The 13,831-nt window shown below is 51.1% G+C and carries 15 protein-coding genes and 1 tRNA gene; all 16 read left to right on the forward strand.

Going from position 1 to position 13,831, the window contains the following annotated elements:
- Positions 1 to 71 precede the first annotated feature (71 nt).
- The 16 genes from GZH47_RS33340 (at position 72) to GZH47_RS33415 (ending at position 13,823) form a co-directional block, all read left to right on the forward strand.
- Entirely contained in the window at positions 72 to 602 is a 531-nt protein-coding gene (locus tag GZH47_RS33340; RefSeq protein WP_162645914.1) for a hypothetical protein, read from the forward strand.
- 106 nt (positions 603 to 708) lie between these two features.
- Complete coding sequence (locus GZH47_RS33345; RefSeq protein WP_162645915.1) at positions 709 to 1,464, forward strand: hypothetical protein; 756 nt, start codon at positions 709 to 711, stop codon at positions 1,462 to 1,464.
- Positions 1,464 to 2,717, forward strand: coding sequence for a DUF6094 domain-containing protein (locus GZH47_RS33350; RefSeq protein WP_162645916.1), 1,254 nt, complete (start codon positions 1,464 to 1,466; stop codon positions 2,715 to 2,717). The genes GZH47_RS33345 and GZH47_RS33350 overlap by 1 nt, the downstream gene beginning before the upstream one ends.
- 11 nt (positions 2,718 to 2,728) lie before the next feature.
- Positions 2,729 to 6,031 (forward strand): helicase-related protein, encoded by a 3,303-nt coding sequence (locus tag GZH47_RS33355; RefSeq protein WP_162645917.1) that lies wholly within the window; start codon positions 2,729 to 2,731, stop codon positions 6,029 to 6,031.
- Between the two features lie 440 nt (positions 6,032 to 6,471).
- Positions 6,472 to 7,785, forward strand: coding sequence for a DNA polymerase III subunit beta (gene dnaN / locus GZH47_RS33360; protein ID WP_162645918.1), 1,314 nt, complete (start codon positions 6,472 to 6,474; stop codon positions 7,783 to 7,785).
- Positions 7,786 to 7,899: 114 nt separating this feature from the next.
- Positions 7,900 to 8,187 carry a hypothetical protein gene (locus GZH47_RS33365; RefSeq protein ID WP_162645919.1) on the forward strand — a complete coding sequence of 96 codons (288 nt, stop codon included), beginning with the start codon at positions 7,900 to 7,902 and terminating at the stop codon, positions 8,185 to 8,187.
- Positions 8,188 to 8,206: 19 nt separating this feature from the next.
- Positions 8,207 to 8,440 (forward strand): hypothetical protein, encoded by a 234-nt coding sequence (locus GZH47_RS33370; RefSeq protein WP_162645920.1) that lies wholly within the window; start codon positions 8,207 to 8,209, stop codon positions 8,438 to 8,440.
- Positions 8,441 to 8,442: 2 nt separating this feature from the next.
- A complete protein-coding gene (locus GZH47_RS33375; protein WP_162645921.1) occupies positions 8,443 to 8,742 on the forward strand; it encodes a hypothetical protein in 300 nt (99 codons plus the stop codon).
- 1,135 nt (positions 8,743 to 9,877) lie between these two features.
- Positions 9,878 to 9,998 (forward strand) — tRNA-OTHER (locus tag GZH47_RS33380).
- A gap of 76 nt (positions 9,999 to 10,074) precedes the next feature.
- The gene (locus GZH47_RS33385; protein ID WP_162645922.1) at positions 10,075 to 10,569 is read left to right on the forward strand and encodes a hypothetical protein; all 495 of its coding nucleotides are present in this window, start codon (positions 10,075 to 10,077) and stop codon (positions 10,567 to 10,569) included.
- Between the two features lie 11 nt (positions 10,570 to 10,580).
- Positions 10,581 to 11,861, forward strand: coding sequence for a hypothetical protein (locus GZH47_RS33390; protein WP_162645923.1), 1,281 nt, complete (start codon positions 10,581 to 10,583; stop codon positions 11,859 to 11,861).
- A complete protein-coding gene (locus GZH47_RS33395; RefSeq protein WP_162645924.1) occupies positions 11,861 to 12,241 on the forward strand; it encodes a hypothetical protein in 381 nt (126 codons plus the stop codon). Before GZH47_RS33390 ends, GZH47_RS33395 begins: the two co-directional genes overlap by 1 nt.
- Positions 12,216 to 12,692, forward strand: coding sequence for a hypothetical protein (locus GZH47_RS33400; protein ID WP_162645925.1), 477 nt, complete (start codon positions 12,216 to 12,218; stop codon positions 12,690 to 12,692). Before GZH47_RS33395 ends, GZH47_RS33400 begins: the two co-directional genes overlap by 26 nt.
- A complete protein-coding gene (locus GZH47_RS33405; protein WP_162645926.1) occupies positions 12,664 to 13,101 on the forward strand; it encodes a hypothetical protein in 438 nt (145 codons plus the stop codon). The genes GZH47_RS33400 and GZH47_RS33405 overlap by 29 nt, the downstream gene beginning before the upstream one ends.
- On the forward strand, positions 13,076 to 13,435 hold the full coding sequence (locus GZH47_RS33410) for a hypothetical protein (RefSeq protein WP_162645927.1): 360 nt from the start codon (positions 13,076 to 13,078) through the stop codon (positions 13,433 to 13,435). The genes GZH47_RS33405 and GZH47_RS33410 overlap by 26 nt, the downstream gene beginning before the upstream one ends.
- Positions 13,425 to 13,823, forward strand: coding sequence for a hypothetical protein (locus GZH47_RS33415; protein WP_162645928.1), 399 nt, complete (start codon positions 13,425 to 13,427; stop codon positions 13,821 to 13,823). Before GZH47_RS33410 ends, GZH47_RS33415 begins: the two co-directional genes overlap by 11 nt.
- Positions 13,824 to 13,831 lie beyond the last annotated feature (8 nt).

The following is a 13,831-nucleotide window of genomic DNA, read 5'->3' on the forward strand; positions in this document are numbered from 1 at the left end:
GGTATGAAATATGTTGATACTTAATTCTGTATCGCCTATAATCAAGGCATACATAGTTAAGGAGGGCTCACATGTCTAAGGATATCAGGGAGCTTGCCAAGGGACTGGTGGGCAGCCCGACAAACAACACCGCATTGCCTTCGGGTGGAGGTTTCCTCGGAGGTAAAAAGCAATCGTCAAGCAATGAACCATCTTCAGCGCCCGCTATTAATCATTCCCAGGTCGCAGCAGCTTCTGAGGCGACACCGGCCGCCCAAACAACACCGGCGCCAAGACGGCAGCAGCAGGTTGTACCGAAAGGCGAAAGAATGTATGATGATCTTCCCGCCGAAGCAAAGAAAGTGTACCGGGACGATGTGGATCCGGAGCGTTACGGCGTCAAGCCGCTTCAGCGCAACGTGCGCTATTATAACAAGGATATTGTCAAATGGCTCGGGGACTTCTCGGAAGAGAATCAGCTCGAGGGCGGCGAGGCGATTACGCAGTCCGTCTTGATCGAGACGCTGCTCGGTATCGCCATGTATGACCTGCAGCTGCAGCCGGACGGATTTAAATCCGCAAGAGACGTTCGTCAATATATCTTGAGTAAATTAAAGGAATAACGATCTATATTGAAAGGCATTACACAAATTTAAGTGTAGTGCCTTTTCTTTATGTATATATGTGGTATAATAGCTTAGAAATTAATCGGAGGTGTACTTTTCCACCATGGAACTGATTACAGCTTATTTATATAATCAGTCGCCCATCGATGTATTTAACATCATGGAATCGACATTCAAAAATATGACCTCATCGAGGTGGTTCGAGGAAGAACGTCAACCGAAGAATTTCAAGATCATGAACAAACGATTCAAGGTTGCCGATGTCGTTTACCGGGTTGTTCTGCGATTCCGCTTGGATACGCCAGGAGTTTACACACTCGATACGCCTATCCCATTTGCAGTTATGCTCTCGGAGCGGTATGAGGTCGAAAAAGCGCACGGGACGGAATCCCGTTACAAAGACGTCAAAGTATGGCACAGCAAGGAAATGAAGAGCACGATCGGCTACTTCCAGGCGGGAGTTCCCGTAGTGCTGATTAATGAAGTCATTGATGATCTTAAAACGGTGATTCAACATGTTGATGCGCCAGAGGTCGATATCGATCTTTACTCGGCGCAGCGACGACCAATCCGCATGTTTTTGGGTGGCCAAGAGATTGGGGAGGTCCAATCGGTTTCAATCACGCCTGAGCGAGATATTAACGGGCGGCCGGTCCGCCGTGTGAATGTGCTTGGCGGTGGGGATATTTCAGCTGCTCTTGAAGCGGACGCTATCGCTCTCATTCGTCGTGAAATAGGGGTCGGCGTCGCAGAGGCAGAACGCCTTTTTCATCGGCTTATCGGCAGCGCAGACATCGGAGAAGAAGCTATTTTAAGATCGATTCGAAATTACATGGACGATACGGAGGATGAGTCGTAATGCGATACATGAATGATCCATTATCCAAGATTACTTCAAGGTGTATCGGTACACACCTGGGTTTCCCGGAAAATCAGCCGATCACAGCGCTCGACATCAAATGTCATGACGGTGAGCCGCTTCTTGAAATGACCAAGAAAGCAGCTCAGCCTCACCGCTATGGGATCGAGGAGAATACATACCAGGCACGCTTGGCGCAGAGCAACGGCTTCGACAAGGTATGCCGGTCGGACTACAAGAGCCAATCGAAGATCACGAATGAAGTGTTCTCCATGGTATTGGCCAACCCGATCGTTGACGATCGCTTCACAGATGAGCTTTTCCGTGATTTTGATCCGTTTAAGGTTCCGAACTTTGAGGCTGAAGAGCGGGCTCGCATCGAGGCTATGGCACAGCAGATGGAAATGATCGACTTCGGTGATGAAGGCCAAACCGAAGAAGAGATCCAAAAACGGAAAGAAGAAGCTGACAGGCAGCTCAAGAAAGCAATAGAAGATCGAGAGATCGCCTTCCGTCGTGCTCTATTTGAACAAGAAAAACGCACGGAGCAGTATCGGTGGGACCGGTTCGTCTTGAACTTCGTCAGTAAGTATTTGATGCCCGGCGGGATCCTTGTGTTCGTGACGCCGAAGGAATTTATCGATGGCCAAATTTGCTTTAAGTTGGCGAGCAGCTACGAGGACGTGAAAATTTTCCGTCTGGAAGATGAAGAGTATGCCGAACAGCGGAAATGTATTATCTTCGCCAAGAAGCGGCGGCAAGCGAATCGTGATCAGGATGCGGCACGGGTGCTTATGCAGTACCGGCTGACACCGTATAAAGAAATCCCAGAGATCAGTTTTCAACAAACACCAATGTACCAGGTGCCGATGAGTAAACCGGAGTGGATCGAAAACTTCAGGGTAGGCCCTATCACTGGTGACGAGGTCCTGGGCGCCCTGGGCAAGTCTCCGCTTATCTCGAAGTATGTAGAGACATACGGATCGGTGCTGAACAATGAGGCGCCACAGCCGCCTACGCAGTTGCATAAGGGGCATGTTTCCTTGCTGCTTGCGAGTGGACTTTTGAACGGTCATATCGGAACCGGGCCCGACCAGCATCTGGTTAAGGGCAGTGTCATCAAAATGTCGAAGGAAACGACCGAGGAAGAAGAAAGCGAAGATGGCACCGATGTGCGCATCAAAGAGCGAGAGTTCTTCAATATCGGCATCAAGTACCTCGATCGTCACGGAGAATTTCATCGATTACTTTAGGAGGATGAACAATGGGTACTTTGCGATCCACTGAATTATACAAGCTCGAAATCTTTGGCCGTGGTTTCCACGAGCAGGCATTTTGCGATCTGCTGGTACTGGACATGCGCCGCAATGTACGGAACGTTTATCTCGCCAATGTTATGAGCACGGATATTCGTGTCAAGTCACTGGCTGCCAATATGCAAGAGGTGCGTACCGGTCGTATCGTGCGGGCTGAAGGCAATGAAAAGGAGTCTCTGCACAAAAACGAAATCACGAATATATACATCCATGAGAAGAACTTCTTCCATGTACATGACAGCAAGGTGGACGACTTGCTGCAGATGATGTTTGTCGCCAAGAACGCTCGTCCGAACGTAAAGGATCGCCAGGATTGGCAGGCTGAAGAAGAGCAGCGGCTCCAAAATGGAGAGTCTCCACGTCGTGCGCCCGAGGAACTCATCCTGGCCTGGGATGGTGATTTCAAGAAGACGATCTATCAGGTGCTCAATGACCGGTACAATACGCCAATGCTTGAAGATTGGCAGGAATATATCGTCGATACGTTGATCGCCGATCATTTTTATTCGCCGCTTGAAGTTCGCTGCTACGGACGTGAGCATGCGCTGGAGGCCGGCTTGCTGTCCATTACAGAGCGACAGCTCGAAGAGATCATTACACAAGGCATTCTGGCGCAGGAGATCTACTTCGATCCATCCGGATCCAACCTGATGAGCGATGGCCGCAGCGAAGACGAAGGCATCTTGAAGGATTGCAACGGTCTTGATGATTACCTGACTCATTTTGCCGGCGCCCTTGGTTCTCGTATCCAAGAGAACACGGCACTGCGCTTTGATCCAATGCGGGACCGCCACAGTGAGGCTTTCTATGATGTCAACCTGCATGCGAATCAGCGGGGCATCACTGGGCTCTTTCCGCCGCAGGCCGATACGGTGATGGGTGCAGCGAAGACGCTGATTGACGACCGCTATGTGTTCCTCGTTTGTGAAATGGGTACTGGTAAAACGGTTATGGGCGAAGTGCTGCCATACATCACGGAAGCGATTGATCAAGCGAAACGAAATCCGGATCCATTCCGGACCATCGTTTTCGTGCCGACCATCATGGTATCGAAGTGGATGCGGGAAATTCAAGACCGCATCCCTGGCGCCAAAGTAATCGAGATCAAAAGCTATCGTGACATCATTCCGCTCCAGCATGCACCGTATAAGCCCGAGACAATCGAGTATTATGTTATGAGCTCCGATGTTGCCAAAGCGGATTATCCGATCGTTCCGGTGGAAAACTGGCGTGAGCGCAAAGGCGATGCAAAGCAGTCTCGTGAAGAGGGCAAAAAGGCCAGACTGGCGCTGCACAAAAGTGAATTCTACGCCGATGGCCATTTGCGTGAGTACGTGATGAGCGGCGATACCGGCTTCTATTGCCCGGATTGCGGCCAGCCTCTAAAAGTAGGCAAGGGACGCAACGAGAAGATGTCGGACGTAAACTTTTACAAGACCCGCAATTCCAGCGGCAAGATGGTTTATGACCGCAAAGTGGCGAATGCCTATTGCACGAATCTCGTTGCGACAAAATACATGCCTTCTCACCGGATCAAGACGCCGGGAAAACAAATGCATGCCTGCGGATATAACCTGTGGCAGCCGATGCCACTCAAGGATAAATCCCTGAATCGAAAAGTGTCCCCTGCTTGGTTCATCAACAACCGACTCCGCCGTGGCTTCTTCAAGTACCTGATCGCTGATGAGGTACATGAGTACAAATCCGGCGACACTGACCGTGCGAATGCGTTTGGCCAGCTCGTCAATCACACGACGAAGCAGATTCTGCTGACGGGTACGCTGCTTGGCGGACAAGCCTCTGACCTGTTCTACCTGATTGCCCGTTTGGATTCCCGCCGGCTGAAGCGTGAAGGGATCACGTACAACGACATTAACGGGTTCATCGAGCGTTATGGCGTGTTCGAGCACAAATTCCGCATGGTGGATGACTGGGAAGGCGCATCGCTGGCAAATACAGCATCACAAACCCGCAAGAAGAGTGGCCGCTCCGAAAAGCCCGGCGTTTCGCCGCAGGTATTCTCTCGATTCCTGATCTCGAACTGTGCATTCCTCGAGCTGTCGGACTTGGCGCAGGCGCTGCCGAGGTATCGAGAAGAGCCGATCTTTGTTGAGATGCATCCGGACCATTTGGCTGCTTACCGGGATCTCGAGGAACAAGTCGGATCCCAGATGCGAAGCAATGTGGCGCAAGGCGGCATGAAGCATGTATCGACTTACGTGAACCGGATCTATCAGTATGCAGATATGCCGTTTAACCAAAGTCCGATCACCTATTACGATGACCAGGGCCGGCAGCGGACTTTGGCCACGCCGATCAATTTCAGCTCTGATGACTTGATCCCGACGAAGTACAATGCGCTCACGAACATGATTGATGCGCAGATCCGCCGGGAACGCAAAACCATGGTGTACTGCCGCTTCACCGGCGTCAATCCGGTCGATCTCTACCTGTACAACAAGCTCAAGGCAGAAGGCTACAATGTCGGCATCCTGCGCTCTAGTGGCAAGGACTACGATGGCCTGACGATGCCTAAGCAGGAGGACCGTGAGAAATGGCTGCGCCAAATGATGGACAAGAACGGCTGGGACGTTCTGATCACCAACCCTCGTCTTGTTTCGGTCGGGCTCGACTTGCTCGATTTCCCGACGATCGTGTACTACCAGATGGACTACTCGACTTACAACTACATGCAGTCTTGCCGCCGTTCGTGGCGTATTAAGCAAACGAAGGATGTCGAGGTTTACACGCTGGTGTATCAGGAAACGATGCAAGCCGACGTGCTGAACCATATCGCCAAGAAGATCGATGCCGCATTGGCGCTGCAGGGTAAGTTCTCCGAGGAAGGCCTCCGTGCAATGGCCGAGACCGGTGACGGCATCAATGCGCTGGCCAAGCGCCTGATGCGTGAAGGAACGCTGGACGGAGTGGACTCTATTGAAGATCGCTGGAAGCGAATCAATGAGGCTCGTGATCAAAGCATGCAGAGCGTGATGAATTTCGGTTACGAGTCTTATGATGAGACCGTCATGAATCCGCTCGGTCTTGAAGAAGTGCGCCGCATTGCACAAGGCATGATCGCATCCAAGCAAGCCGACTTCGCTGCCGGCAAGATCTCCGCAGAAGCTCTGGACGATTACCTCAAGCACATGGAAGACATGATGCTCTCGATCCAAGATGCCTCGAAGTACAACAAGGGGTTGCGCAAGAAGGATCGTGTTATCGAGGGTCAAATCGCCTTTTCGTTCTAATGGAGCTGGTCCAGACTTACTTCAACAAAGTTCCTATTCTGTTTACTGGCCGGATTCGGGTGTATGCTGTCATATGCCCGAAGTGCCGGCGGTGCGAATATGAAATTGAGCCCGGCCCGGTTGAAAAGTGTTATCTCTGCTATCTGGATGACTTGAAAGACGGTGCATGAGAGGGGGTGATTGAAGTGTCGGATGAACAACAACAACAACCCAAAAAGCGACATCGGGGGCCATCCCCTGTCATTGTGCCGAAAAAAATAGCAGACTGGGCAAAAGAAGAGTCAAACGTCGGCAAGGTGAATACCTGGAAAGTCGGCGGTGGTCGGCCGGCATACAACGGGACCAGGAACTTGACCTAACATTAATCGATCGGTGACTACCAAAACCATTACCGCCTATCGGCGGAATTCTATATGAAAAATTAACGGAGGTTTTGTCCGATGACAACCGAAACCCTTACAGAAGAACAACAACGGGCGGCTCAGCTAGAAGCGGCAGCAGCGGCGACTGCCTTTACTTCGACTCAGAAACTGACTGCCACAATCAAGACAAGCGCCCTCAAGGAAGCTGTCGGCCGTGTCGGCGGATCGATCTCCACGAAGGCTTCCATTCCGTCGCTCACTATGCTCTATTTTTATATCAATCAGGATCGCCTCGAGCTGCGTGGCTCTAATGGCAGCATCACGACGCAAACCTTCCTGCCGCTTGAGAAAGGCGTAGCCGCTCTCGAAGGAGAGGCAGGCGGCATGTTGTTCCCTGGAAAGAAATTCATGGATCTGCTAGCGAAGCTGACCGGGGTGAATACGGTTCTTACGTTCGACGGCCTGGGCGTGAAGATCAAATCCAAAGGGGCCGAGGTCAATATGACTGGCCTTCATCTCGATCTGTATCCACAGCTCCATCCTGTCAGAGGCACACGCTCGTTCGAGATCCCAACCGACGTGCTGCTGATGATGTACAAACGCACGGATTATGCGGTTTCCAAAAAGGAAACAGACAAAGTGCTGACCAGTGTCATGCACGAGCTCAAGGGCAAATCCTTCCGCACGGTTGCTTGCGACCGTCACCGTTTGGCAGCGCAGCATTACGATCTGGATGTAGCGGCAGAAGATGCACGACTCGCCGTTCCGGCTGAGACGGTCTCCGAGGTAAAGAAGAGCCTCAAAGGCAATCCAACGACGCTGATCGAGTTCAACGACAGCTCGATCATGTATACCCTCGGTAACACGAAGATCTATTCGAGCGTCTATGCGGAAGTGTATCCGCAAGTTGACTCGCTGATTCCGCCGACGACGCAAATCAATATGACGATCGGGTCCAAGGAGCTCAAAGAGATCTTCGATCGCTGCTCGCTGTTTCAAGATGAACAGGGCTGCTTGGCGCATATGATCATCAATCCGGTGCAGCGCCGTATGCGTGTGCTGACCGCCACGACCGCAGAAGGTAATCAACTCAAGGAAGACGTGCAGTTGACTCGTGGCGAGGGCGACGATCTCGTTCTCTCTTGCAACGTCAAATACTTCACGGATATGCTTGCGCATGCGGGCGACGTCGAGCTCTCGCTTGGGCTGAACGCAGCCGATGCGCCGATGATCCTGCGCACGTACAACGGCCGTCAGGAAAACGTGGATCTGGTTCTGCCGATTCGGGTAGCCGGCGCACCGACAACGCCAGCCATTGAAAACTTCAATCCGATTGAGACGGAAGGCGACGCTTTCGCCGCAATGGTCGCCAGCTACGGTGAACAAGCGTAGTAGTCGATTCTTGTAATAATTTCTCAAAATAGCTTTGATTTATGCCGTGTAGTGTGCTATATTTACATGCGTAACGCATTACACGGTTTCAAAACTCAAGACGAGGTGAGACCGATGAGACAAATCAAAATCAATACATGGTATCCAGATAAAAACGGTAATATGATCGATCTGATGACGCTGACAACCAAGCCAACGGGCAGCGATGTAACGCTCGACGACGGCGAATACGTCATTAATGGCGTAGGCTACCTGGTGGAAAATGGCGTGCTTACGGCTGCACTTGAGCCGCCGGGCGCCGGTCAAATGGAGTTCGATCTGATCGTGACCGAAACACGCAATGAGCTCGCAATTCCTTCCGATTCGTTCAAGAAGCCGGAAGCCAGCAAGCTCATCGCCTAAAAATTAAGGGGGATCTCCTATGGACCAGAATCAAGTCAACCAATCCATCTTCATCACAAACGCATTTGCCTCAGAATTTCCGGCCGAACATACCGGTCTCTGGCGTCAGTTTGAGAAGGAGGTCCCCCTGAAAGATCGTTCTGGAATTTACGGATCCGATAATGTCGCCTATGTACGGTGGCTGAAAAATCAGAACCATCCGGCATACGAAGAATTCCGGGCCGGGATCGTCAAAAAGGAGATGGAACAATAGCCATGGAGATCGGGACAATCGTAACCTGGTCCAGCCAATCGGGTGGATCTACGACGACAAAGACCGGAAAGTTCCTGGGTTTTATCGAGAGAAAAGCCGACGGACATGCCATGCTGCCTCTCGATAAAATGAAAGACGGGCTTGTTCGAAAAATGCCTGGCAGCAGAGTTAAATTCCAGGATCGCAACTACGTTTATCGCCGAGCGCTCGTTGAAGTGCCTCGTGGCGGCAAAAGTAAACTTAGCGACTTTTATGCGCCGAGTGCGAACATCATTAAAGAGAAGAAGGCGACAGGATCCTAGTTGATCCTGTCTCCCGAAAGGACTCGCAATCGTCCGATCCTCTGTACCGGTCCTGCGCCGTGCGGATCTTGAGACATGACGGCATTGTGAGCCTTTCGGGGGTTAGTTTTCTTCCCGTTATGTTCCCCTTGCAAAAATCGAAGAATGGGATGGGTTTTATCGTGGCAAGCCCTGGATATATGCTGGCGAGCACGGTGTCGAGGTACAAGTAGGCAAGCTTGCCGAAAGTACAGTAGGTGAAGAACCGAAGATGCATCGATTCCGACTCCATGTTGGCTGATGGTCCTCAAAACGATACGCAGTGAGGCGCAATGCGTAATTAGCGCATGCAGGCTTCGGCCTGTGGGGTTTTGCCAGTCCCCTCGTGAATGACTGGAAGTCGCCACAAGCGCCAGCATAGGATAAGCTGTAAACCTCGAGAGAAGGGGAGTAGGAGTGGCTCCCCCATGATGGCCAAGCGGTGGGTGAGGGTCATCAAAGCGGCTAAGTCGCAGGAAGGGCCAATAATAGGGATCCCCCAGACAGATAGTGGTGGCATGAGGTCTGTCAGCGTGGCCCACGGGGCTCAACCCGGTACGTTTAGAGAAAAGCCGGAGCTGCAACGATCGAGAGTAGGTAAAAACGAAATGCTCGGGCGCCTGGCCCGGCGTAGTAGAGCAGCCAACACGACCTGAAATCGTGCATAGTATCGACGAAGTGGCATGGTGGTCCAATCAACACCCTTAATACGCCGAGATGATGTGTCAGTGAGCTTGAGTCACTTGCCCAGCGGGGAATACTCTTGCAACACCTTATAAAACACGCATGAACTAAGCTGGTGAGATTGGATCCTCCATTCAGCACACGAGAAAGACCGTCAGTACCCTGCTTCTATGATCCCAAGTCGCTTTGGCCGGCGGTAGCGAACAGCTCAAGGGGCTGCAGGGGAAGCGTAATGCACAAGCCAGGATCCTTCGTTCGCATGAACCGTGACATGGTGGCGACGATTGTATTCTCTGCGCAGGCTACCAAGCGGTTACGAAATACCCGAGTCATGTCTGATATTGCTAGAAGCCGCATCGGACAAGTATGCGGGGCTTATTGGCCAGTGACGAAGTGATTGTCCTGCACTCGTGTGTTGAATGGAGTACAACATGGCGGTATAGCTCAATTGGATAGAGCTCCTCATAGGGAGGAAGTAGCTGCTGTGAAAGATGCGAATGAGCATGGAGTAGCTGTATGTGAAATGGTTGTCGGTTCGAGTCCGGCTACTGCCAACATTATTTATCACCCCTTCAATTGAAAAGGGGTTTTCTTTGGCCAAAAATAACCTATGGAAAGGTCAGGAAACCTATGGAACTGGCTCAGGCCTACCCAATCACAAGCTTGCGGTCGGAGGCCCTGGCGGCCCATTTGGTTTGTGATATCGACGAAATTGGTTATGATCATGGCTTTGATTGTTTCCGCCGCTCATACTTTGAGTCGAGTATCGTGGACGGTGTATGCGAGATGGGCTTTTTGGTCCTGCTGCCAGAGGAACGCAAGTATCGCCTCGCCCGGTACTTGGATAGCAATATCTCAGGTCTCTCGTTTACTTATGCTTTTCTTCACACGATGACCGGGCTCACGATGGATCAGGTCAAAAACATTCCACATACGACAGGAGTTAAAAATCAAACCGGCTATGATTTTAACGACGTGCAGCTATTAGATGCTATCGGCAAATCTTGTGGCCTAATCGAGTTCGCCGAAACGCTGGCAATGACAAATGGGTATGGGCATTATTTGGACCCGTATGACAATGCCGAACACAAGGAAGGCGGCTATTTCATTTATCGATACTACTAAGGAGGGAAGTCATGGAATCATTAACGTTTCAAGTACATATGGATTTTATTTGCGAGCTGGCCCGCACACAATTCTGGGATGATGGCCGAGACATGGACAAGGTGCTCGAGCTTCTCTACAGCATCATGGAGGGCTGCCCGGAAGAAAAGAAATACCCACTTGCCATCGAGATCCTGGAAGGCCGCAAGATTATTGTCGGCGTCAATGAGGGTGAGGTTGTCGAGGACGGCAAGCTCATTCGTCCAATCGGGCTCATGATCAAAAAGAAGCAGGCAAAGATCGATCGATTCGAATTGGAACGTCATATGGATGTGGCGCCCATTTGGTATATCGACTCATTTATGGGCGGAAACGGTCTTTATAATCACATCAACGCTCCGCTCACCGACGGCAGTCGCAGTAGCGTGGTTTGGGCAAGGGAGCGTGTCGGATTTTCCCTAGAGACAAAGCTGCCACCACATCCACTCGGTTGGGGCACGTATCTTCTGACGGATGAACGCTTCGCTTTCGAGGTGCTTGGCGGGCCGGTGCGTGGACACGCCGAAGCATTGCACAAGATGACGATGTTCTGGCACGAAAAACTAAAGGAATGGAAGGCCGCCGGTGTCACGCCAGAGACAATGAGCGAGTACCAGAGAATCGTTTATGATCGGCAGTGGCTTGCATCTGGACGCAAATGGGGCGACGAGGAGATTGTCTATACGCATCCTTATCTGGATGACATTCAACGTGAACGGACGGTCAACACGGAAAAGGCCAAGGAATTCGTCAAAGTCTCTGACGAATACGTTTCGAAGGAAGATTACGATCGAGTCGTCGAGAACTGGAACATTCCTACACGAAATGAAGAATTTAAGTTTCACGGACAGCCCGATGCGAACGGCGAGTTTTACAGCCCATTTGCCTGGGTTAGCCCAGAAGGCGTCTGGTATAGCTGCGGCTTTGCGGGCCACCAGATCAAGGCGGAGAAGATTGTCAGGGAGCGATCCGACATCGAAGAGCTTTATATTGCCTACGAAAAATCGATGGGCAAGGATTTCACCGACGATATGATGAGGTTCCGGTATGAACAAGGATTGCCGAAAGATTTCCTTGATAGCATCGGCTGGGTGATGTTGCGGGACGAGTTCAACACAGGAACGATCCGACCAGGCTATGGGCACTCATTAAACGAGCTGCAGCGAGCAGCGGTAATGGCCATGGTTCGCTATCGTAAGCTGGACCATAATCCACTCACCAGTGCAGATATTGACTGGGACACCATTGATGATGCTATTGGGGAGGACGCATAATGAGCGATATTGATCACGAATATACCGACAATCTCGTATGCCCATTTTGTGGCCATGAGGACACAGAAAGTCAGGAAACGTCGCCAGGCGACGAAGACCTCGGCTTGATTGAATGCAGCAATTGCGAGAAGTGTTACTACGGTACTCGAAACATCAGGGTCAGTTACTCGACTGAGAAAGCCACCTACGATACATGCAAGGGCTGCGGGGCAGAAGACGTTCCGGTAGAAAACCTGCATTCAAGCATTGGCAAATATGAGGGGCTATGCTTAACGTGCGGGCCAAAAGAGAAGCACCGGCTAGAAGTGGAGTATATCAAGAAATTTACCGCCGAAACCGGACAGGAGGCTCTTGATGATGTCTGCAGTAAGACTGACTGAACTTTCGCTCAGCGGCTACATCAATGACTTGGAGCCGGACCTACCTGGCGTATTCTCAAGCGAATACGGATGGATCTCCCCGGCAGGCGATTGGTACTCCTGCGGATTTGGCGGCCATGATGTAAAGTCCCGCATGCTTGCCGCCCACTTGAAACTCGACAAGGAGATCGCCGAGTTCACGGAGCGGATAGAAGAGGGGACTCCCTGGGGGCAGATGCGCAAAGCCGGCCTCGGTCCGAAAGATCCCTATATCCACGCTCGTGAGTTTCTAGTGGAATCCGGATGGGTTCGTGTGCATGATGAGGACAATTGCGGCTATCTAACCGCAGTGTGTAAGGCACAAATGAATGAGCTGCAGGTCCAAACTTTTGGATGGATGCTGAAGCAATTCAGGTATTTATTGGACACGGAGGTTACGTTTGATGGATATAAACTTGCATTCAAGGTTTAAGAATACAAATACCGGATTAAATGGTACTCTCTGTCCGAACGGGGAGTTTATCCCTTGCGAGTATGGATGCCATGAAGCTGATGCCAATGTATACCGGCTATATGCCGTCGCAGCGAAGCTAGGGCTGCGTTCTAGGCGTTCGCTGGAAGAATCCATGTATGAGTTCGTCAAACGCATGGGGTTCGTTACAATGGGCAGCAGGGGCCCTGACAAGGAGGTCTTCTCTCATTTGCGTATTGAAGGTGCCGAGAAGATGTCCATGAATCAGGTCGAATGGTTTGTAACGCATTTCAAGGAGCTGGACGAGATCCAGCGCCAGTTCCTATTGGATTACTGGAGGGAGGTGAACATTCTTGTCGAGATACCAGGAGAAGAAGGACCTGTTGCAGGCGATCAAAAAGAAGTATGATCTTCGGTTGATGCTCACTGGCTGCCTTGATGTCCATGATTTCATGGTTGTCCATGGTAATGCAGTGCAGTCGCTCCACAAGCTGGAGCAGGAGAAAGAAGGCTCCGACCGCCACGAGTGGATTCAATTCCATATGAGCATCGTTGAACAGGCAATTGATACATTGCCTGAATGGGCAGAGCGTCGCCTGACAGTTGAGGCGTTAACCGAGAGGCAGATGCATAACCGTTCATTGATGGAGGACGAGAAGCAGCCGGAACGTGTCCGTCGGGCGGCTGAGCAGCGATACGGCAGCATAACCAAAGAACTGGAGGCAATCGCCCATGGTCAATGACATGAAGAGTATCTCTCAATCGATCAAATACCGTATGCCGTGCGCTGATGACGATCCTCGTAACGAGTATCGAGTCATTAGCCAGAAGCTATCCCCGGATCTGAGGGGAAAGGGTTTCTATTGGTTATTTAAGTCTGACCTTCCGCCGACCATTTCAGAGCTGTTCCTCGGCAGCTTGCGTCTGATGGTGCATGAAACATGCGATCTAAATCGAATTGCAGAGGCCATTAATAAAGTTCCACGTTACATGGACGCTCGAGCGGTCGCACTAGACATGACTATTTATTTGAAAGGCACGTCATCGAACGGAGCTCCTCGGCTTCAGACTAGTTTCCACTGCTTCAAAGAGTGGGACAAGGACGGTAACGAAGTAGAAATCATCATCTAACATTGGAG

The organism is Paenibacillus rhizovicinus, assembly GCF_010365285.1.
Classification (GTDB): Bacteria; Bacillota; Bacilli; order Paenibacillales; family Paenibacillaceae; genus Paenibacillus_Z; species Paenibacillus_Z rhizovicinus.